This is a genomic window from Streptomyces canus (genome assembly GCF_030815415.1).
In the GTDB taxonomy this organism is placed as follows: domain Bacteria; phylum Actinomycetota; class Actinomycetes; order Streptomycetales; family Streptomycetaceae; genus Streptomyces; species Streptomyces canus_F.
This window is the reverse complement of sequence record NZ_JAUSWW010000001.1, coordinates 8,784,888-8,805,764: the sequence shown is the minus strand read 5'-3', so window position 1 is coordinate 8,805,764 and position 20,877 is coordinate 8,784,888. Positions and strand designations below refer to the sequence as shown.

At 71.1% G+C, this 20,877-nt stretch carries 17 protein-coding genes and 4 pseudogenes; 6 read left to right on the top strand and 15 right to left on the bottom strand.

Translation table 11 applies throughout. From position 1 onward, the window contains the following. Positions 1 to 83 precede the first annotated feature (83 nt). The 9 genes and pseudogenes from QF037_RS40790 to QF037_RS40750 form a co-directional block, all read right to left on the bottom strand. On the bottom strand, positions 84 to 1,460 hold the full coding sequence (locus tag QF037_RS40790) for an alkaline phosphatase family protein (protein WP_307034174.1): 1,377 nt from the start codon (positions 1,458 to 1,460) through the stop codon (positions 84 to 86). Beyond that, positions 1,457 to 2,641, bottom strand: coding sequence for a metabolite traffic protein EboE (gene eboE, locus QF037_RS40785; protein WP_307034172.1), 1,185 nt, complete (start codon positions 2,639 to 2,641; stop codon positions 1,457 to 1,459). The genes QF037_RS40790 and eboE overlap by 4 nt, the downstream gene beginning before the upstream one ends. Before the next feature lie 7 nt (positions 2,642 to 2,648). Next, complete coding sequence (locus QF037_RS40780) at positions 2,649 to 3,503, bottom strand: TatD family hydrolase (protein WP_307037608.1); 855 nt, start codon at positions 3,501 to 3,503, stop codon at positions 2,649 to 2,651. Continuing rightward, positions 3,503 to 4,219, bottom strand: coding sequence for an EboA domain-containing protein (locus QF037_RS40775; protein ID WP_307034170.1), 717 nt, complete (start codon positions 4,217 to 4,219; stop codon positions 3,503 to 3,505). The genes QF037_RS40780 and QF037_RS40775 overlap by 1 nt, the downstream gene beginning before the upstream one ends. A 50-nt stretch (positions 4,220 to 4,269) precedes the next feature. Continuing rightward, positions 4,270 to 5,133: a sugar phosphate isomerase/epimerase family protein gene (locus tag QF037_RS40770; RefSeq protein ID WP_307034168.1), complete on the bottom strand. Its 864-nt coding sequence runs from the start codon at positions 5,131 to 5,133 to the stop codon at positions 4,270 to 4,272. Between the two features lie 59 nt (positions 5,134 to 5,192). After that, positions 5,193 to 6,092: an SCO3242 family prenyltransferase gene (locus QF037_RS40765; protein WP_307034166.1), complete on the bottom strand. Its 900-nt coding sequence runs from the start codon at positions 6,090 to 6,092 to the stop codon at positions 5,193 to 5,195. A gap of 98 nt (positions 6,093 to 6,190) precedes the next feature. After that, positions 6,191 to 7,101 (bottom strand): annotated as a pseudogene (locus QF037_RS40760) (YceI family protein). Positions 7,102 to 7,127: 26 nt separating this feature from the next. Beyond that, positions 7,128 to 8,196, bottom strand: a pseudogene (locus tag QF037_RS40755) (maleylacetate reductase). Then, positions 8,193 to 9,017, bottom strand: a pseudogene (locus QF037_RS40750) (intradiol ring-cleavage dioxygenase); the annotation flags it as partial. The pseudogenes QF037_RS40755 and QF037_RS40750, both read right to left, overlap by 4 nt. Here QF037_RS40750 and QF037_RS40745 point away from each other — a divergent pair. Continuing rightward, positions 8,946 to 9,119, top strand: a complete 174-nt coding sequence (locus tag QF037_RS40745) for a hypothetical protein (RefSeq protein WP_307034164.1) — start codon at positions 8,946 to 8,948, stop codon at positions 9,117 to 9,119. The pseudogene QF037_RS40750 and the gene QF037_RS40745 overlap by 72 nt on opposite strands. Here the strand turns inward: QF037_RS40745 and QF037_RS40740 are convergent. Next, the gene (locus QF037_RS40740; protein ID WP_307034162.1) at positions 9,116 to 10,324 is read right to left on the bottom strand and encodes an RNA-guided endonuclease InsQ/TnpB family protein; all 1,209 of its coding nucleotides are present in this window, start codon (positions 10,322 to 10,324) and stop codon (positions 9,116 to 9,118) included. The two genes, QF037_RS40745 and QF037_RS40740, sit on opposite strands and share 4 nt — an antisense overlap. Positions 10,325 to 10,484: 160 nt before the next feature. On the opposite strand from QF037_RS40740, the gene QF037_RS40735 reads away from it, so the two are divergent. Next, entirely contained in the window at positions 10,485 to 11,063 is a 579-nt protein-coding gene (locus tag QF037_RS40735) for a helix-turn-helix domain-containing protein (protein WP_444972121.1), read from the top strand. Here QF037_RS40735 and QF037_RS40730 read toward each other — a convergent pair. Continuing rightward, complete coding sequence (locus QF037_RS40730) at positions 11,051 to 11,740, bottom strand: class E sortase (RefSeq protein WP_307034160.1); 690 nt, start codon at positions 11,738 to 11,740, stop codon at positions 11,051 to 11,053. The genes QF037_RS40735 and QF037_RS40730 overlap by 13 nt on opposite strands. Positions 11,741 to 11,779: 39 nt before the next feature. Further along, on the bottom strand, positions 11,780 to 13,960 hold the full coding sequence (locus QF037_RS40725) for an RICIN domain-containing protein (protein ID WP_307034158.1): 2,181 nt from the start codon (positions 13,958 to 13,960) through the stop codon (positions 11,780 to 11,782). A 209-nt stretch (positions 13,961 to 14,169) separates the two neighbouring features. Between QF037_RS40725 and QF037_RS40720 the strand changes: the two genes are divergently transcribed. After that, positions 14,170 to 14,880, top strand: a complete 711-nt coding sequence (locus tag QF037_RS40720; protein ID WP_307034156.1) for a ThuA domain-containing protein — start codon at positions 14,170 to 14,172, stop codon at positions 14,878 to 14,880. Beyond that, positions 14,850 to 15,950 carry a Gfo/Idh/MocA family protein gene (locus QF037_RS40715; RefSeq protein ID WP_307034154.1) on the top strand — a complete coding sequence of 367 codons (1,101 nt, stop codon included), beginning with the start codon at positions 14,850 to 14,852 and terminating at the stop codon, positions 15,948 to 15,950. Before QF037_RS40720 ends, QF037_RS40715 begins: the two co-directional genes overlap by 31 nt. 6 nt (positions 15,951 to 15,956) lie before the next feature. Here QF037_RS40715 and QF037_RS40710 read toward each other — a convergent pair whose 3' ends face one another. Then, entirely contained in the window at positions 15,957 to 17,435 is a 1,479-nt protein-coding gene (locus QF037_RS40710) for a glutamate--cysteine ligase (RefSeq protein ID WP_307034151.1), read from the bottom strand. Between the two features lie 183 nt (positions 17,436 to 17,618). Between QF037_RS40710 and QF037_RS40705 the strand changes: the two genes are divergently transcribed. Beyond that, entirely contained in the window at positions 17,619 to 18,032 is a 414-nt protein-coding gene (locus QF037_RS40705) for a VOC family protein (RefSeq protein WP_307034149.1), read from the top strand. Between the two features lie 20 nt (positions 18,033 to 18,052). On the opposite strand, the pseudogene QF037_RS40700 reads toward QF037_RS40705, so the two are convergent. Beyond that, positions 18,053 to 19,021: pseudogene (locus QF037_RS40700) on the bottom strand (LacI family DNA-binding transcriptional regulator); the annotation flags it as partial. Positions 19,022 to 19,080: 59 nt separating this feature from the next. Between QF037_RS40700 and QF037_RS40695 the strand changes: the two are divergent. Beyond that, positions 19,081 to 20,043, top strand: a complete 963-nt coding sequence (locus tag QF037_RS40695; protein WP_307034147.1) for a nitronate monooxygenase — start codon at positions 19,081 to 19,083, stop codon at positions 20,041 to 20,043. Positions 20,044 to 20,218: 175 nt separating this feature from the next. Here the strand turns inward: QF037_RS40695 and QF037_RS40690 are convergent, their stop codons facing one another. Continuing rightward, a complete protein-coding gene (locus QF037_RS40690; RefSeq protein WP_307034145.1) occupies positions 20,219 to 20,839 on the bottom strand; it encodes a DUF6629 family protein in 621 nt (206 codons plus the stop codon). Positions 20,840 to 20,877: the final 38 nt, after the last annotated feature.

The following is a 20,877-nucleotide window of genomic DNA, read 5'->3' as shown; positions in this document are numbered from 1 at the left end:
GCGACGACTCGCCCCACTGCCCACCGGAGGGCACCGGCCGCACCAGGCGGCCGGTGCCCTCGACGGCGTCCCCAGGCCGGTGTTCAGTCGGTGGTGATGCCGGCCAGGGTCAGGAGGAGGTCCTTCACGTCGGTCGCGTCGATCTCGTCGCGTGCGCTGTCGGGTCGCGAGCACAGCAGTACGGGGCTGTCCTGCGGGTCCTGCGGCAGACGGCCGTGGCTGCCGCGTACGCCGGAGGGGTCCAGCGGGACGGTCCGGATGCGGTAACGCAGGCCGGCCTTCTTTCGGGCGACCTGGCCGATGGCGCGGGCCTTCACGGCAGGGACCGCGGGGTCGTAGAGGAGCTCGGCGGGGTCGTAGCCGGGCTTGCGGTGGATCTCCACCTGGCGGGCGAAGTCCGGGGCGCGGTCGTCGTCCAGCCAGTAGTAGTACGTGAACCAGGCGTCGGACTCCGCCACGGCGACCAGCTCTCCCGAGCGTTCGTGGTCGAGGCCGTGGGCCGCCTTGCCCTCGGCGTCCAACACCTGGTCCACTCCCGGGAGTTCGGCGACGATCTTCGCCACCGCCGCCGTGTCGGCCTGGTCGCGGACATAGACGTGGGCGATCTGGTGGTCGGCGACGGCGAAGGCGCGGGACGTCCAGGGGTCGAGGTACTCCATGCCGTCCTGGGTGTACACGTCGAGCAGTCCGGCCCGGCGCAGGGCGCGGTTGATGTCGACGGGGCGGGAGGCGGGCGCGATGCCGTATTCGCTCAGGATGACGACGGTCGCGTCCTCACGCCGGAAGTGCTCCAGCAGGGGCCGCAGGGCGTCGTCGAGACGGCGGGCCTCACGGGCGGTCTGCGGGGAGTCGGGGCCGGAGCGCTGGGGCTCGTAGTCGAGGTGCGGGACGTAGACCAGGGTCAGGTCGGGGCGGTGCTCGTCGAAGATCTGGCGGGCGGCGGCGAGGATCCACTGGCTGGAGGGCAGGCCGGCGTTCGGGCCCCAGTAGGTGAACAGGGGGAAATCGCCCAGCCTGTCGGTGAGTTCGTCGTGCAGGGCGGGCGGCCAGGTGTAGCAGTCGGGTTCCTTGCGGCCGTCGGAGTAGTAGATCGGGCGGGGGGTGACGGTGAGGTCGACGTCGGCGCCCATGGCGTACCACCAGCAGACGTTGGCGACCTTGTAGCCGGGCTCGGACTTGCGGGCGGTGTCCCAGATCTTCTCCCCGCCGACGAGGGCGTTGTGCTGGCGCCACAGCAGGACCTCGCCGAGGTCCCGGAAGTACCAGCCGTTGCCGACGATTCCGTGCTCGGAGGGTGGCGCGCCGGTGAGGAGGGTGGACTGCACGGAGCAGGTCACGGCGGGCAGCACGGTGTTGAGCCGGGCTTGGAAGCCCTGTTCGGCGACGGCCGAGACAGCGGGCATGTGGCGGAGCATGCGGGGGGTGAGGCCGACGATGTCGAGGACGACCAGTCGGGTCATGAGACGGGCTCCATTCCTGAGAGGGGCTTGAGGCCGAGTTCCTCGAACCTGTTGCGCGCCCAGGTGAGTTCGGCGGCCAGACCCGCGACAAGGCCCTCACGGTCGCGTGGCCGCAGGTGTTCGGGAAGGACGGACCAGGTGTAGGTCTCGACCTCGATGTGGTCGCAGGCGGCCTCCGGACCGCCGAGCAACGCGCCCAGTGCGGAGGTCAGTTCGTCCGCCGTGGTGCTGAGCGGCGGCTCGGGCGCGGCGTGCAGGGGTGCGTGGAAGTGCACCCGCCAGGGCGAGCCGGGGTCCAGCCCGCCCGCCAGTGCCTCGGGAAGGTCGTCCACTCCGGTGACGGTGCCGTTCGGGGCGGTGCGCGTCTGGTGCAGGAACCGGGGTTCCGCGAACCGGGCGAGGGCGCGCCGCGCCTCGGGGTCGGCGGGGTCGTCGGCCTGGAGCGCGCTGGACGCCTGCACCTTGACGACCGGGAGCCCGGCGTCGGCGAGCCGGCGCAGTGCGGCGGCCGGTTCCTCGAACTGGACGGCGAGATGGCAGGTGTCGAGGCAGATCCCGAGCCACTCGGGGTCCACTCCCCCGAGTTCCCGGGCGGCCTGGACGGTGTTCTCCACCAGGCATCCGGGCTCGGGCTCGAACCCGACCCTGATCGTACGGCCGGTCTCCCGCGCCAACCGGGCGAGCTGCCCGCCGAGTTGGTCGAGAGCCCGCCGCGCGGAGTCCCGCGCCTCGGCCGGCCACGGTGCACGCCAGGCCAGCGGAAGAGTCGAGACGCTGCCGCGCCGGGCGTCGTCGGGCAGCAGTCCCGCCAAGACCCGGGCGCAGTCGACCGTGTACCGCAGCCGGGCGGGGTCGGCCCAGTGGGGCAGGTAGACGTCCTTCTTCACGACCTCGCGGTGGAATCCGCCGTAGGGGAAGGCGTTGAGGGTGACCGTCTCCAAGCCGCGCGCGGTCAGTTCGGCGCGCAGCCGGCGTACGGCGTCGGGAGCGGCGGACAGTTCGGTGACCACATCGCGAGCCAGCCACAGGCCGATGCCGAGCAGGTCGGCGCCGAGGGTCTCACGTACGGGCTCGGCGTACGCGGCGAGTTGGTCCACCACTCCGTCGAGGTCCTCGGCCTGGTGGACGTTGCTGCAATAGGCGAGGTGGACGCTGGTGCCGTCGGGGTGTCCGAAGCGCACGGCGGGGTCACTCTCCGCCGCGTTTGATCGAGTTGCCCTCGAAGAGGGCCGTGTCGTCGGCCTTGACATCCTCCAGGTCGAGTCGGCCGCTCTGCCCGTAGAAGGCCACGGGGTTGCGCCACAGGACCTGGTCGACGGTGTCGTCGTCGAAGCCGGCGGCGAGCATCGCGTCGGCGGTCTTCCGGGTCTTGAGCGGGTCGCTGCGCCCCCAGTCGGCGGCCGAGTTGACGAGCATCCGCTCGGTGCCGTGCTCCTGAAGGATGCGCACCATGCGGTCCTCGGTCAGCTTGGTGTCCGGGTAGATGGAGAAGCCCATCCAGCAGCCGCTGTCGGCGACCATGCCCACGGTGAGTTCGTTGAGGTGGTCGACGAGGACATGCTCGGGCGGGATGCCGGACTCCCGTACGACGTCGAGGGTGCGGCGGGTGCCGACGGCCTTGTCGCGGTGCGGGGTGTGGACCAGCACGGGCAGCTCGTGCTCGACGGCGAGTCGGAGCTGACGGGCCAGGGCGTCGTCCTCCTCGGGCGTCATGGAGTCGTAGCCGATCTCACCGACGGCCACCACGCGGTCCTTGGCCAGATAGCGCGGCAGGATGTCCAGCACCCCGGTGCAGCGCGGGTCGTTGGCCTCCTTCGGGTTGAGGGCGATGGTGCAGTAGTGCTGGATGCCGAACTGCGCGGCGCGGTACGGCTCCCAGCCGAGCAGTGCGTCGAAGTAGTCGGTGAAGCTCTCCACCGAGGTGCGCGGCTGGCCGAGCCAGAAGGAGGGTTCCACGACCGCGCGGACGCCGGCGGCGTACATGGCCTCGTAGTCGTCGGTGGTGCGTGAGGTCATGTGGATGTGGGGCTCGAAGATGCGCATCATGCGGCTCCGGTGAAGGCGGCGAGGGCCCGTTCGGCGGCGGTTCGGCGGGCGGGGACGGGTGAGTCGGCCTCGGCGGGCAGCCCGGAGGCCTCCAGCGTGCCGGGGTGGGCGCGCAGGATCGGCCAGACGTCCGCGGGGACCGCCCGGCCGGCGGCGACCCGCTCATGGGCGAAGTCGGCGAGCATGCGGGCGAGTTCGCGGTCCGCGCGCTCGTCCAGGCCGGCGATCCGGTCGAGGGGGATCTCGCAGAAGACGCACTTCAGTACGGCGTGCCGGTAGCCGTCGTGGTCCAGGTGGCGTGCGGCGTACGGGCCGAGGGCCGCCTCGATCAGGCCGGTGTCGTTGCCGCGCAGGGCCGTGTGGACGAGCGGCAGGCCCAGGCCCGCGAAGGAGGGGTCCCTCTTCTCCAGCAGGGCCAGCGAACGCAGTACCGCCCGCTGTTCGGCGGCGTCCCCGTACCGGTGGAGGGCGGTGACCTCCTCGGCGAGCTCGGCTCCGCGCAGGGGCAGGGCCGTGAGCAGTCGGGCGCGGGCGGCGTCGGCCACCGTCCAGCCGGGGACGAGGGGGCCGCGCCCGCAGCGTCGGCCGACGGCCGGGAAGAGGGTGCGTACGGCGGTGGCGTCCTGTCCGACGCGGGTGACGGCCCGCGTCAGCCAGAGCTGCGCGTCGGGGGTGAGGTGGCGGTCGAGGGCAGTGGATATGTGCGGGTCCACGGCACAGGTCTCCTGTTCGGATGTGCTGATGTCGGAGGAAGGGCGCGGCCTCAGAACGGCTCGGCGGCCTTCAGGAACTCCAGGGAGCGGCGGGCGACATCAGGTGCGTCCAGGGACGCGCCCTGGATCTCCACCGAGACCGGCCCGCGATAGCCGGAGGCCTTCAGCGCGGCCAGGACGGGCGGGAAGTCGATCTCGCCCGCGCCGAACTCGAGGTGCTCGTGGACCCCGCGCCGCATGTCCTCGATCTGCACGTTCACCAGGTGGGGCGCCGCCAGCGCGACGCAGTCGAGCAGCCCGAGTTCCTCCACGCAGTGGGCGTGCCCGATGTCCAGGGTGATGCCGAACAGGTCGGGATCGCCGAGCATCCGCCGCAGGTCCAGGACGCGCTGCACGGTGTCGACGAACATGTACGGCTCGGGCTCGAAGCCCAGGGCCACACCGTGCTCACCGGCGATCTCCAGGATCTCTTCGCAGCCCGCGGCCAGCCGCTTCCAGGCCTCGTCCTCGGGCATGTCCCGCGGCGCCGGGCCGCTGCACAGATGGACGGCCGGGGCACCGAGTTCGGCCGCGATGCGCACCGCGCGCGCCAGCAGGTCGACGCGCCGCTCGGTGTCGGACGGGCACATCAGGGTGGGGTGGTGCTTGTGCCACGGATCCAGGAGGTACGGCGCTCCGGTCTCCACCATGACGGCGAGACCGAGGCGGTCCAGCCGCCGTGCCAGGCGGTCGACCTGGCGGGGCAGGTCGGAGGCGTACGGGTCGAGGTGGCCGTGGTCCAGGGTGAGGCCGACGGAGTCGTAGCCCAGGTCGGCGAGGACGGTCAGTACGTCGTCGAGGCGGTGGCAGGCGAAGCCGTTGGTGCCGAACCCGAACCGGAGACGCTCGGCGGGTACGGCGGGCTTTGCGGGCACTGCGGCCGGTGTCGGGGAAACTCGAGCGGCTCTCGAGGGATCGTCGGCGGTTATCGGGGTCACGTCGGCGACACCTTCCGCGCGAGCCTGCGCGCCAGGGGATGCGCCGCGGCCAGGACCCCGGCGAGCCCCGCCCTGCCGCCGCCCGCGGTGAGCGCCGCCTGGAGGGGCATCAGCGACATGATCCCGGTGCCCACGGCGTTGCGCACGTTCGTCGCGGACGGTTCGCGTGCCGCGCGGGCCTGGGCGGTGCCGTAGGAGGCGAGGTAGGCGAGCGCTCCCACGGCCGCGCCGATCCGGGCCGTTCTGGCGTGCCGTCGCAGGCCCGGAAGTGCCGCGACGGCCACGGCGGTTGCGGTGCTGCCGGCCAGCGTGGCGGCGGGCACCTCGCGCGGGGCGCCGGACACCTCGTGACGGCTCAGCGCCGTGACGGTGTAGGTGTGCGCGCCGACCAGCAGGGCGGCCGGGAGTGCGGCCACCCTGTGTCCCGGCCGCGCTCCGGACAGGACGTTCAGCGTCCGCGCGCCCGCCATGGCGGCGGGGCCGGCCGGGGTGGACTTGAGGCCGAGGTCGTACGCCCAGACCAGTCCGGTCAGCGGCAGCGCCACAGCGAGCGCCCGCCGCCCGCCGGTCAGGGCGGCGAGGCCGAGTCCGGCGGCGGTGAGTCCGCAGGCGGTGGCGAGCGCGGTGCGGCGCTCGACTCGTCCGGAGGGCACGGGGCGTTGGGGCCGCTCCACCGCGTCGACGGTCGCGTCCGCGTAGTCGTTGAGCGCCATCCCGGCCCAGTAGAGGGCGATGGACGAGGCCATCGTGCCGAGGATGCGGGGCGGCGGTGTCCCGGCGCCCGCGGCGGCACCGGCCAGGACATCACCGGGCACGCTCAACGCTGCGGGCAGACGCACAAGTTGCGCCAGATCAGCGAGGCGGGGGGAGGAATTGCGGTTTTTGAGGCCGTCCATGATCGGACCCTACGCCCATCACTTCAGTTTTGGACATCCTCTTATCTCGACCTGTGAGGAATTTACAGGCAGGGTGTGCCATCTCTCCGCCGAGTGACCTACTCGGGCGGCGTAGGTGTGTCGTGTGTGCGGTACATCGCCTGGACGTCCAGCTCCAGTTGGACGGTCGGCCCGACCACGGCGATCCCACGAGCCAGCATGGAACGCCAGTTGAGGGTGTAGTCCTCCCGGTGCAGTTCGGCCTTGGCGAGGGCGGCGCACCGGAGCTCTTCCCCGTAGCCGCCGTTGACCATGCCGAGGTAGTTCGTGTCCAGCGACACCGACCGGCTCACGCCGTGCATGGTCAGCGTGCTCAGCAGCGACCACCTGCTGCCGCCCCGGTAGGCGAAGCGGGTGCTCCTGAAGTCGATGTACGGGAAGTGCTCGACGTCGAGGAAGTCGGCGGACCGCAGGTGCGCGTCCCGGGTGTTGTTGCCGGTGGTGATGCTGGAGGCGTCGATGCGCACATGGACACGGGAGTCACCGACGTCCTGGGTGACCTGGATACCGCCCTCGAACCGTTCGAACCGGCCGTGCACATGGGCCATGCCGACGTGTTTGGCGATGAACCGGATCGCGGTGTGCGGCGGGTCGAAGAGCCAGGTGCCGGGGACCGGGAGTTCGGCCTGCCGGGCGGGCTGGAGCCAGACGCGCTGGGACGACAGGCCCGCGTCGGCGACGACGTCGACGCTCTCGCGGTGCGGTTCCAGTCCCTCGGCCGCGATCATCAGGCTGTAGCCGCCCGGTGGCAGCGCGGCCAGGAACAGTCCGTACGGATCGTGGTGCCGCGTGCCGCGACCTGGTGGCTGCGGAGTTCGGTCACCGTGACATCGGCGCCGCCGAGCGGCTGGTTCACCGGGTCGAGGACCTCGCGGCAGACGGCGCCCGCGCCGGCCGGGACCGGCAGTGCGAGGCCCGCGGCACCTCCGGAGGCATTCTTCAGTCGCCGCCGGAGCAGTCCGAGGGGCATGGGGTTCACCTTTCCGTTCTGGTCGTTCAGAAATCTGTGCGCGGCCGGCCGCCGTCGTACGCCGCTCTCAGCACGGCCAGCACGCCCTCCGCGGTGACCGCCCGCGGGTTGGGGTACGCCTGCTCGGCCGCCAACCGTGCCGCGACCGCCACATCGGCCTCGGCCAGTCCGAGTTCGGCCAGCGAGCGCGGTACGCCGGTCCCGCCGGCGAGGTCCCGCACCGCACCCGGCACGTCGGCCGTGTCCAGCGCCCGGCCGAGCGCCGCCATGGCCTCGGGTGCGGCGGGCGCGTTGTACGCGAGGGCGTAGGGCAGGACCACGGTGTGCGTCTCGGCGTGCGGCAGGCCGAAGGTGCCGCCGAGGACATGGCAGAGCTTGTGGTGCAGTCCCATGGTGGTCGCGCCGAGCACGGCACCGCGAGCCAGGCCCCGTACAGGGCCCGGCCGCGGGCTTCCAGGTCCCGGGGAGCGGCGGCCAGCGCGGGCAGGGCACCGGCCATGGCCCGTACGCCCTCCTCGGCCATCAGTGACACCGGCGGCGAGGTGTCCGGCGCGTACAGGGCCTCGGCCGGGTGCGCGAGGGCGTTGACGCCGCTGGTCACGGAGAGGTCCACCGGGAGGGACAGGGTGAGCTCGGGGTCGTAGACGACACTGCGGGGCAGGACCGAGGGATCGCGGCCGGTGCGCTTGGCCCCGTGCTCGGTCAGGCCCCAGACGGGGGTCATCTCGGAGCCGGAGTACGTGGAAGGCACGGCGATCAGCGGCAGTCCGGTGCGGAGCGCGATCGCCTTGCCCAGCCCGATCGCGGAACCGCCGCCCACGGCCACGCAGCCGTCGGCTCCGGCGCCCCGCGCCACCTCCACAGCCCGGTCGGCGATCTCGACGGGCACATGCATCCGGGCCTCGGCATGCAGCCCCGCACAGGCATCGCCGAGCGCGTCCGCGACGGCCCGGCCGTCTCCGCGCCTCGCGGCCCGCTGACCACCAACACCCGCCGCAGTCCGAGCCGTTCGGCCTCGCCGGGGATCGCTGTCACGGCGGCGCCGGGCCGCAGGACGACCCGCATCGGCTGGGCCTCGTACGTGAACTCCCTCATGAGTCCACCGGGTTGAGCACGAGGTCGAAGCGGGCGTGGCGGAACGGGTTGGGGACGGCGAACTCCCGTGCCAGGGAAGGGTCGTCGGTGGGGGTGAAGTCCTGGACGAGGCTCCGCTTGACCGCGAACACCGCGTCCGAGTCGAGGTAGTCGCTGCCCGCCACGAAGAGGTGCGTGGTGACCGGCTCGTGCCCGTCGGCCGTGGCGATGAAGTGGATGTGGGCCGGACGGTAGGGGTGCCGGCCCGTGGCCCGCAGCAGCTTCCCGACGGGACCGTCGGTGGGGATCGGGTACGGGCTCGGCACACAGGTGCGGAACCAGAAGCGCCCCTCGTCGTCGGCCGTGAACAGCCCACGTCCGTTGCCGGCGGGCTGGACCTCGGGCTGCTGGACGTCGTAGAAGCCGTTGCCGTCGGCCTGCCAGACGTCGAGCAGCGCACCCGGCAGCGGGGTGCCGTCCGCCGACAGCACCCGCCCGCTGACCACGCACGGCTCGCCGCCGCCGACCAGGTCGATGTCCGCGCCGAGGGCACGGACCGGTGACTCGGTCATGTGGAAGGGCCCCAGGACCGTGCTCTCGGTACCGCCCTCGTCGCTGTTGACCGTCTCCACCAGCATCGAGACGCCGAGCACGTCCGACAGCAGGATGAACTCCTGCCGGGTGTCCGTGCAGGTCTGCCCGGTCGCCGTCAGGAAGTCGACGGCTTTCTCCCACTCCGCCATGGTCGGCTCGGTCTCACGGACGAAGGCGTGCAGATGGCGGGTGAGGGCGGCGAGCAGTGCGCGCAGCCGGGGGTCCGTGGTGCCGTCGAAGCTGTCGACTTGCTCGCCCGGGAGCTGGTCACCGACCCGGTGACCGTGGACGTGGCCGAGAGCGAACTCGGCGCTGAGCTCGAAGAGTTGTTGACTTCCTCCCCCGCCTAAAGGCGGGGGATTCCAGCGGTCGCCCGCTGGGGTTCCTGCTTCACCGACGACCGCCCCGTCCGGGAGGACTCCCGTTGAGGTCTTACACCGTCTCCACAGGCAGACGCCGCCAGCCCGGCGGCCAGAATGTTGCGCGCCGCGTTCACGTCGCGGTCATGCACCGCGCCGCAGACGCACGTCCATTCGCGGACGTTCAGCGGCAGTTTCCCGCGGACCGTCCCGCAGTTCCCGCACAGCTTGCTGCTGGGGAAGAAGCGGTCGATCACGACGAGTTCACGCCCGTACCAGGCGCACTTGTACTCCAGCATGACGCGCAGTTGTGTCCACGACGCATCACTGATGGCGCGTGCGAGCGTGCCGTTCTTCAGCAGGTTGCGGACGCTCAGGTCCTCGATCACGACCGTTTGGTTCTCACGGACGAGCCGAGTCGACAGCTTGTGCAGGACATCACGGCGCCGGTCGGCGATCCGCGCATGCACACGGGCGACCTTGCGGCGGGCCTTCTCCCGGTTTGCCGAGCCCTTCGCCTTGCGCGACAGCTCACGCTGCGCGCGGGCCAGGCGGGCCCCGTCACGCCTCTCATGCCGGGGGTTGGCGACCTTCTCTCCGGTGGACAGGGTCACCAGGGAGGTGATCCCGGCGTCCAGGCCCACCGCGTGCGTGGTGGCGGGAGCCGGGGCGATGGTGTCCTGGCACAGCAGGGACACGAACCAGCGGCCCGCCGCGTCGCGGGACACCGTCACCGTGGTCGGCTCCGTGCCCTCGGGCAGCGGACGCGACCAGCGGATGTCCAACGGCTCGGCCATCTTCGCCAAAGTCAGCCTGCCCAAGCGCCAGGTGAAAGCGCTGCGGGTGTACTCGGCCGACGCACGCGACTTCTTGCGGGACTTGAAGCGCGGATACTTCGCGCGCTGGGCGAAGAAGTTCCCGAACGCCGTCTGAAGATGGCGCAGCGCCTGCTGCAACGGAACCGAGGACACCTCCGCCAGGAAGGCCAGTTCCTCGGTCTTCTTCCACGCCGTGAGCACGGCGGAGGACTGCACGTAGGAGATGCGGCGCTGCTCGCCGTACCAGGCCCGGGTGCGTTCCTCCAGCGCCTTGTTGTAGACGAGGCGGACACAGCCGAACGTGCGCGACAGCTCAGCCGCCTGCTCGCCGGTGGGGTAAAAGCGGTACTTGAACGCCCGCTTGACCTGCTGCATCACACCTAACACCGCATCAGTTTTCCTGTGAGCAAAGGGAGTCGGCGGGTAGATGGTGCACGCCGATCCGCCCTGGCGGCGAACCGGCTTCCCTGCCCTGCTCCGCAGGAGCTTCGTTTCCTCCCCGGCCTAAACGCCGGGGTATCCACGAAGGAGAACACCGATGAAGGGCCGCCCGCTTCTCATCCGTCACGTGGAGCGTCTCGCCCCGCCCGACACGGCGACCCTCAACTCACTCCTCGACACGCATCCGGGCGTGCCTCTGCTCGTGACCTACACCCCCGAAGCGGCGCCGGGCCCCTGTCTCCAACGGCTGCTGGACACGCTGGCGGCCCGCTCGGTCAGCCTCCCCGCGTTGCGTGAACGTCCGGACGACATACGGGAGTTGCTGACATCCTTGACCCCCGGGCCGACACCGGGACAACCTCCGCTCACCTGGACCCTGGACGCGCTGCGCGCACTGGAACGGCACCCGTGGCCCGGGAACATCACCGAACTCGCCCACCTGGTCCGGGCCTTGACCGAGGGTCGCCGCTCGACGGGACCGGTCCGGCGTACCGAACTCCCCGACCCCGTCCGCGAGGGACCCGCGCCCCGTCCCCTCACGCCGATGGAACGCGCCGAGCGCGCCGCCATCCTGGAGGCCCTCCGCCTCAACGGCGGCAACAAGGCCCGGACGGCGGCGGCCCTGGGGATCGGCAGGGCGACCCTGTACCGGAAGCTGCGGGGTTATCGGGGCTGACGCGCGGCCGACAGTACGCCGATCTTGTCGACGCGGTGTTCGGGGTTCCCGTGGTCGTCGCGCCAGTAGTTGCCGGCCGCGTCGTCCTCCAGGGTCAGACACGTGGAGATCGTGATCACAGCCTGGGTGGGGCGCCTGCCGGGGAAACCCGGGACCGCCGCCCGCTGTTCGGCGAGGGAGCGTGCGGAGCGGAAGGAGGTGGTCCTGGTGTCGGTGATCTCGTACGTGTAGACCGTTCCGCCCGAGCCCACCTGGACCGAGTCGCCTTCGTCGAGGTCGGGGAGCCGGCGCAGGGGGCCGCCGTTGGAGAGACAGTGGGCCGTGACGAGGTGGTTGCCGATCTCGCCGGGGCCGACGCCGCCTTGTTCGCCGTAGGGGCCGGCGGCGAGGCCACGGTTCTGGATCCTCGTACCCGCCGTGTCGTCCGTCGTGCCCTCGTACGGGATGACCCGCAGGTTCTCGACACCGATCGCCGCGATGGTGAGCGATGCGGGTCGGGGCGTCGAAGGGGTCGCGGGTGCCGACGTCGGGGTGGACTGCGCCGGGCCCGTCACAGGTGGTGCCGCTCCCCGGTCCGTCGTGGGCTCACCGCCCGCTCCCCCGCCGCCGGAGCAGCCGAGGAGCAGGGCGATGACGGTACCGGCGAGGAGGGCGCTACGAGCTCGGGACGCAGGCATCTCGCATGGTGAACGAACGGCCCGGAAACGGCGTTCCCCTCACGGATAGCTCACCAGGTTCGCCACGTTGGTCGAGGAGTTGGAGGGGCCTCCCCGGTCGTTGATGACGTGCCGGATGGTGCCGGTGCCGCCGAGGGAGACGGTCACCATGTTCTGGAAGCGGACGTTGGGGTTGCCGGGGACCTCGAAGGCGTGCTCCGCGGTGACGCCCGGGTTGACGTTGAAGTAGCAGTAGCTGCCGAGTCCGTAGGCCTGGTGGCTGGTGACCGAGTTCGCGACCTTGTAGGCGGCGTAGCCCTGGGTGGAGCCGTTCATCCAGGCGGCCTGGTTGGGCGGGTCGTAGGGCATCTCGTTCTGGTAGAAGTACGTGCGGCCGCCGTTGCCGTTCCAGATGGTCTGGTGCTTCTGGTAGTGCTCGACGAACAGGCCGTACATCGTCACGTCGTCGCCGTTGACCACCAGCCCGGTGTCGGCCGTGTTGGTGTTCCAGCCGATACCGCTGCCGTGGTCGCCGCGCCAGATCCACATGTGGTCGCCGATGACGTCGTCACTGTTGACGACGAGGCTGGTGGTCGCCTTGCCCACGGCCGCGCCGCCGACGCGGAAGTACACGTCGTGCAGTGAGGTGGGGTTCGCCGAGTGGTCGGTGGCGGCGCCGGACGGGCCGAGTTCCACGAGGGTCTGCGAGGTGGTGGTGCCGGCGTCGAAGAGGACGCCCGCGAGCTTGACTCCGTCGACGTCGGCGACCGTCATGGCCGTGATGCCGTTGTCGGGGATGAACGTGGCGAGGCCGAGCCCGAGGACGACGGTGTCGGGGCGGGTCACCCGCAGGGTCTGGTTCAGGTGGTAGACGCCGGGGGTGACCAGGAGGTTCTTGCCCTCGGCCAGCGCGGCGTTGATCTGTGCGGCGGTCGCGCCCGGCTTCACGACGTAGAACTGGTCGATGCCGAGCGAGGTGCCCGCGGCGTTGCCGTTCGCCCAGGTGGTGGCCGAGGAGTTGGTGCGTACGGACGGGACGAAGACCTTGTAGGCGCCTGCCGCGTCGACGTACAGGAAGGGCTTCTCCCTGACCGTGGGGGTCTGGTTCACGGTGGTGTAGGGCGGGTTGGGGAAGCTGTTGCCGGGGACGCCCTGGCTGCCGACGAAGACCATGTTCCAGTTGGCGCCGGTCCAGCTGCCGAGCTGGGAGTTGCGGGTCAGCCACTGCTGCTGGGTGCCGGAGCGGACCTGGCCGTCGATCTTGCTGTCGGCCATGAAGCCACCGCTGGACCAGCCGCCGTCGCTCAGCTCCAGGTTGCCGCGGACATGCATACGCCGGTAGCCGGAGGCCTGCGAGACCGCCCAACGGTCCGTGCCGCCGGTGGGGTTGACCGAGAGGTTCTCGGCGCCGCGCCAGAAGTTCTGGGTGGCGTTCTGCGGCGGGAACCAGTCGGCCTCCACATGCACGGCGCCGTTGATCGTGACCGAGTCGGGCGACTGACCCAGGCCCAGGACCTGGGTGTAGAAGCCAACGTTGACGTCGTTGCTGTAGGTGCCGGGCTTGAACATGACCGCGTAGCGCTGGGAGCCGAACTGGTTCGTCTCCTGCTGCTGGAAGATCTGGTTCAGCCGGCTCTGGATGGTGGCCGACGGCATCGACGGGTCGAAGACGACGACGTTGGGGCCGAGGTCGACGTCCCCGGGCGCGCTGCTCACGGGTGCGATCTGGAAGCGCTGGGCGGCCGTGCCGTTGCAGGTGTACTGCACCAGTTGGACGCTGTCGGCCGTGGAGGCGGAGGGGACGTCGAGGCACTTGCCGCTGTTGCGGTTGACGAAGTGGTATGCGCCGCCGCCCTCGTCGACGGCCTGCCACTGCTGGTTGTTGCCGCCGCCGTACGTCCACAGGTGCACGGCCGCGTTGTCCGCCGTGGACACGTCGCTGACGTCCACGACCTGCGCTGCGTCGTTGCGGTTGTTGATCCGGACGTAGCCGTCGCTGGTCGGCGTGAAGCTCCACTGCTGGGCGGTGGTGTTGTTGCAGGCGTACTGCTGCACGGCGGTGCCGTTCACGGTCGCGGCCGACCGGGCGTCCAGGCACTTGCCGCTGCCGCCGTTCACCACCGTGGACCAGCCGGTCGGCGGGGCGGCGGCGGCCTCGGTGGGCTGCAGGACGGTGAGCGTCGAGGCGATGACGGCCGTGGCCGCCAGGGCGACGGATGGTCGGGGAAGTCGTCGAAGCATGGCTACATCCGCTTCTGGTGGGGGGCGGCGACTTAGTTCACTGCGTGATTTAAGAAGTGAGGTATGGACATGTCAAGGGTTTGGTGCAGACCAGCACCTTTCCCGGTGCCCACCCGCCGAAAGTTTCGCGAAAGTCGGCAACTCTTTCGTAGGGGCGGGCGATTGGCGCATAGTGAAGGCGCTGTTCACCGGCTGGGCAAAGGATCGAGATGACGCAGAAGAAGGCCCTGGTGGTCCGAGGCGGATGGGAGGGGCACCGGCCGGTCGAGGCCACGGAGCTGTTCGTGCCCTTCCTGCGAAGCAACGGGTACGCCGTTCGAGTCGAGGAGTCGACCGATGTCTACGCCGACACCGCCGAGTTGGCCGACACCGACCTCGTCGTGCAGTGCGTGACGATGTCGGAGATCACCGCCGAGCAACTGGCGGGGCTGAGCGCGGCGGTCGTGGCCGGCACCGGCTTCACCGGCTGGCACGGAGGGATCGCCGACTCCTTCCGCGCCTCCTCCGACTATCTCCACCTGGTGGGCGGCCAGTTCGCGACCCACCCCGGCAAGGAGCCGTGCGAGCGTCGGGGGGACGAGTCGGACAACTTCCTGCCGCACACCGTCACCCTCACCGAACTCGGCCGCGAACACCCCGTCACCGCGGGCCTCGAGGACTTCGAGCTGACCACCGAGCAGTACTGGGTGCTCCACGACGACCTGATCGACGTACTGGCCACCACCACCCACCCGGCCCGGCCGTGGCAGCCCTGGCACCGTCCGGTCACCACGCCGGCGGTCTGGACCCGGCAGTGGGGCGCCGGGCGGATCGTCGTGACGACGCCGGGGCACAGCCTCGACGTGCTGGAGAACCCCAACGTCCGTACCGTCATCGAGAGGGGCATGCTGTGGGCGACGCGCACCGCATCGGCGTCGTAGGTCTCGGCGTCATCTCCCGCGCCTATCTGGACACGCTGATCGGCCTTCCCGCCGTCCGTGTCACCGCGGTCGCCGACCTGGACGCCGCCCGCTCGGCAGCGGTCGCCGCCGAGTTCCCCGGCGTCCGGGCGCTGACCGTCGAGGAGTTGCTGAGCAGCCCGGACGTGGACACGGTCCTCAACCTCACCGTCCCCGCGGCCCACGCCGAGATCGCCCTCGGCGCGATCGCGCACGGCAAGCACGTGTACGGGGAGAAGCCGCTGGCCGCCGAACTCACCGACGCCCACGCCGTGTTGGAGGCGGCCGCGAAAGCGGGCGTGGGGGTGGGGTGCGCACCCGACACCGTCCTGGGCACCGGAATCCAGACGGCCCGGGCGGCCGTCGCGGCGGGGCGCATCGGACGCCCCCTGTTCGCCTCGGCCGTGATGATCACCCCGGGGCACGAACGCTGGCATCCCCACCCGGACTTCTACTACACCCCAGGAGGCGGTCCCCTCCTGGACATGGGCCCGTACTATCTCGCCTCCCTGGTCCATCTCCTGGGCCCGGTGCGGGCCGTGACCGGGGCGTCCAGCCGGCTGCGCACCGAGCGCGTCATCGCCTCCGGCCCCCGTGCGGGCGAGCGGATACCGGTCGAGGTCGACAGCCATGTCTCCGGAGTGCTCGAACACACCGACGGGACGCTGACGACGATCACGACGAGCTTCGACGGCGTGACCACGACCGCCGCGCCGATCGAGGTCCACGGCGAGACCGGGACCCTCACGGTGCCGGATCCGAACCACTTCGACGGCGAGGTCCGTCTCTTCGAACTCGGCGGCACCCAGTGGCGCACCCTCCCGCGGTCGGCGGGCTACGTCGACGGCTCCCGGGGCATCGGCCTGCTGGACTTCATCGCCGCCGACGACCAACGGGCGCCCCGCGCCGGCGGTGAACTCGCCCTGCACGTACTGGAGACGATGACCGCACTGCTCCGCTCGTCGGCCGAGGGCCGGCGCATCGAGCTGACGACGTCGACGCGCCCGCCCGCCCCCGTGCCACTGACGCCCGCCCGGGAATGGAGGGGCTGACCGCTCTCAGTCCACGGGCCAGGTGTGCGCCGCCGCGTTGAGATGCATGTAGTCCATGTAGGCCGAGGTCATCCGCCGCAGCGCCTCCTGGCGGTCGTGGATGCCCTCCTTCTCCATCTGGTGGACCGTCTCCACCTGCCACAGGGCGCCGTTGCGGGCGCTGACGCAGCGCTGCTCGATGATGCCCAGCAGCGGTTCGCGCCACTCCGTGTCCATGCCGGCCAGCTCCAGGCCCCGGTGGGCCAGGGGCAGCAGCCGTCGCAACACCAGTTCCGTGACCGGGACTTCGCCGACGCCGGGCCAGTACAGACGGGCGTCGATGCCGTCGCGGGCCCCCGCGTGGAGGTTCTCCTCGGCGACCGAGAAGGACATCCGCGTCCACACCGGCCGGTCCTCGTCGACCAGCGCGCGGGTGAGGCCGTAGTAGAAGGCTCCGTTGGCGATGATGTCGGCCACGGTGGGTCCGGCGGGCAGGACCCGGTTCTCGATGCGCAGATGCGGTCCGCTGTCGGTGACGGCGTAGATGGGGCGGTTCCAGCGGTAGATCGTGCCGTTGTGCAGCGTCAGTTCCCCCAGCTCCGGCACTCCGTCGCCGTTCAGCACCGCCTGCGGGTCCTCCTCGTCGCACACCGGCAGGAGGGCGGGGAAGTAGCGCACGTTCTCCTCGAAGAGGTCGAAGACGCTGGTGATCCAGCGCTCGCCGAACCACACCCGGGGCCGCACGCCCTGCGCCTTGATCTCCTGCGGGCGGGTGTCGGTGGCCTGCTCGAAGAGCGGGATACGGGTCTCGCGCCACAGCTCCCGGCCGAAGAGGTAGGGCGAGTTCGCCGCCAGGGCGATCTGTACGCCCGCGACGGCCTGGGCCGCGTTCCAGTAGTCCGCGAACTCCTTCGGCGCGACCTGCAGATGGAACTGGGTGCTGGTGCAGGCGGCCTCGGGCGTGATGGCGTCGGCGTACATCGCCAGGCGTTCCACGCCGTCCACCGTGATCCGCAGGTCCTCGCCCCGTGCCGCGAAGATCTGCTCGTTGAGCAGCCGGTACCGCGGATCGCCGGACAGGGCGTGCTCGCCGACGTCCGCCTCGCCCAGGGTGGGCAGAATGCCGATCATGATCAGATGCGCGCCCACGGCCGAGGCACGTTCCTCGGCGTGGTTGAGCGCGTCGCGGATCGCCTGCTCCCAGGCGCCGGGGCCGCCGGCCGTCAGCTCACGGGGCGGGATGTTGATCTCCAGGTTGAAGCGCCCCAGCTCGCTCGACCAGGCCGGGTCGGCGATGGCCTGGAGCACCTCGGTGTTCCGCATCGCGGGCAGCCCGTCGTCGTCCACCAGGTTGAGCTCGATCTCCAGCCCGACCTGCGGACGCTCGCTCTCGAACCCCGACTCGCGCAGCATCTGCGCCAGCACATCGAGGCAGGTGTGCATCTTGTCCCGGTACCGACGGCGGTCCTCCCGCGTGAACACCAGGGCCGGCACATCTCGTCCCATCGTGCCCTCCGAGTCCCCTCGGCGCATGTGTCTCGTCCCAGCGTCGCACTTCGGACGCGCCCGGGACAGTCAAGGAACGAGGGCACACCACAGCGGCCCGACCCGCCCGCCCGGAATGCCGTTGTCAGTGCCCCGGGCTAGCCTCCGGACTACTGACTCTTCACCCCGTTCCGGGAGGGTTTCATGGACTCGCGACTCAATCCCTACATCAGCTTCGACGGAGACGCCCGACAGGCGCTGGAGTTCTACAAGGAGGTCTTCGGCGGCACGCTCGCGCTCAACACCTACGGCGCCTTCGGCCAGCCGGACTCCCCCGAGGCCGACAAGATCATGCACGGCATGCTGGAGACCCCGAGCGGCTTCACCCTCATGGGCGCCGACTCCCCGCCCGGCATGGAACACACCCCCGGCAGCAACTTCTCGGTGAGCCTCAGCGGCGACGACGACGCGGAGCTGCGCGGCTACTGGGAGAAGCTCTCGGCCGGCGGTTCGGTGGCCGTGCCGCTCGACAAGCAGATGTGGGGCGATGTGTTCGGCATGTGCACGGACCGCTTCGGCATCCCGTGGATGGTCAACATCACCGAGCCCCAGGGCTGAGCCAGGCCGGTCCGCCCGCCCTACGCCCGCGGGGCGGGCCCGCTGGTCCCCCTGATCACCGGCTTGGGATCCAGCACCGCCTCCCGCGGCTCCAGCTCCGGGCGCTACAGGCGTTCCACGGCGAACCGCACCGCGTGCTCCGCCATCAGCACGGCGTCCTGGCGTACGGTCGTCAGCCCGATCGGCATGAGATGTGAGAGGTGGCTGTCGTCGTAGCCGACGACGGACATGTCACGCGGAACCTCCACGCCGGCCCGCGTCAGCGCCATCAACAGGCCCATGGCACACCGGTCGTCGCCCGCGAGGACCGCCGTCGGCAGGGGCAGCCCCTGGTCGCGCTCCGCCACCAGCAGCAGGCCTGCCTCGATGCCGGCCTGCTCGGTGTGCTCACCCGGGACGACCCGCGCCTCCGCCTCCAGCCCGTGCCGGCGCATCGCCGCCCGATAGGAACGGCGCCGGTCGGCCGCCCCGGGACCACGGCCACCGTCGATGTGCACGATCCGCCGGTGCCCCTGCTCCACCAGGTGATCCATGGCCTGCCGTACGCCCTTGCCCTCCGCGCTGTGCACGAAGTCCACACGGGCCCGCGGCACCCTGCGGCTCACCGAGACGGTGGCCACACGCTGTCCGAACTCGTCGAGACAGGCGGGCCCGGCGTCGGGGCCCAGCAGGATCAGCGCCTCGCAGCGGTGGCCGAGCAGCGCCTCGACGGCCTTCTCCTCGCTGCGGCCCTGGGCGGTGGCGGAGAGCAGCACGTCGTAGCCGAGCCGTTCCGCCTCCGGACAGATCCCCTCGATGAGATCCGTCTGGAAGGTCTGGCGCACGGTGAACATCACGCCGATGGTGCGACTGCGCCCCCGGGCCAGCAACCGGGCCGCGGGCTAGCCGAGCTCGTCGGCCACCCGCAGCACCCGCTGCCGGGTCTCCTCACTCGCCCCCGGCTGGTTGCGGAACACGATCGAGACCAGCGCCCGGGAGACGCCCGCCTTCGCATCACGAAGGAGCTCGCCTCCTAGGGAGGCGGCGCGTGGATGAGACGATGCCGCGCATGACGTTGTCGACGGCTTTCACGACGTTGTTCGGTGTGCGGCATCCCATCGCCCTTGCCCCCATGGGCGGTTCGGCGGGCGGTGCGCTCACCGCGGCCGTCTCGCGCGGTGGCGGGCTGGGGTTGCTGGGGGCGGGAGGCGGGCATCCGGATCTGCTGGCCCGGGAGTTGCCGATCCTGGCGGATGTCGAGGAACCGTGGGGCGTCGGGTTCCAGACCTGGGCGACCGAGCTGCGTGCGGTCGATCAGGTGCTGGAACACCACCCCGCCGCGGTGATGTTCTCCTTCGGAGATCCGAGCCCGTTCGTCGACCGGGTCCATGAGGCCGGCGTGGCGGTGCTCCTCCAGGTCACCGATCTGGAGGAGGCCGGGCAGGCGGTGGACCTGGGCGCCGATGTCATCGTGGCGCAGGGCACCGAGAGCGGTGGCCACGGCGCCCTGCACGGGCGGTCCACGCTGCCGTTCGTACCGGTCGTGGTGGATCTGGTGGCACCGGTGCCGGTGCTGGCAGCCGGTGGCATCGCCGACGGCCGGGGGGTGGCCGCCGCCCTGGCCCTGGGGGCCGCCGGGGCGCTGATCGGAACCCGCTTCCAGGCCACGGCCGAGGCACTCGTCGATCCCTCGGTCGCCGAGGCCCTGGTCCGGGGACGGGGACAGGACACCGAACGCAACCGCATCCTCGACATCGCCCGAAGCTCCCGTTGGCCCTCGAAGTACACGGCTCGCACCCTCGGACACACCTACCTCGACCGATGGCGGGGCCGCGAGGCCGAACTCGCCGCGGATCCCGCGGCTGCCCGCAAGGCCTACGACGCCGACGTGGAACGCGGCGCCGTACCCCGGTCGCCTGTCTGGGCGGGCGAGGCGGTCGACCTCGTCACCGATCGGCCTCCCGCGACCGCACTCGTATCCACCCTGGCCGCCGAAGCCGAAGCGGCTCTGGCGAGAGCGGCGGGCCGCTGACCGGTCCTGCTCGGTACGTACATGTCTCCCTTGAGGCAGCGCAGCGGTGTCACACGGCTGCGGAGCTGTGACGGCTCACCGGTGTTCATAAACCCACCCTGCGCCACGGCCGTCAGGACCGACCAGCCCTCTCCCGCTGGCAGGATCACCGATCCCAGGAGCAACACCACCACGCTCAGGGGGAATACGCCGACCGCCCGCGCACCCACCCGAAGACCACCAACGAGCACACCGCCGCGAACGCACACCAGGTCGAGACGAACTCCAGCCGCCACATCGCCCAGCACGCCAGCGCACCCAACGCCGCCAGAACTCCGAACCCGAACAGCCAACGGTCGCCGGAGATCAGCAGGCCGCCGACCGTGGCGAGCAGATAACCGGCGATGAGCACTTCGGTGTGGGGCAGCCCGACGACGTAGCCGACGGTATGACCGCGGATCTCCGCACGCACCGGCCGCGTGATGATGGCGTACGCCATCACACCGGCGGTCACGACACCGCACACCACGGGAACCGCCAGCCGCCCCCACGCCTGGCGCGGTGCCGCGCACAGCACGGCCAGCGGCACCCACACCGCCAGGAGGGGAAGAGCGATCACCGCCCATACGACGGTCGCGGGACCGGTCCCGCCCTCGACCTGCCAGACGCGGGCCTCGGCCAGCTGATGCGCACCGAGCAGCAACGGCACCGAAGCCATCGGGAGATCGCCCCCTCTGCGCACCCGCGCCACACAGACCGCACCGACACCGACGATCCCGGCACCGGCAACGAGATCGGCCGTGCCACTCCAGCACATGGCACCACCATGGCAACGATCCGACACCGCCGCACACC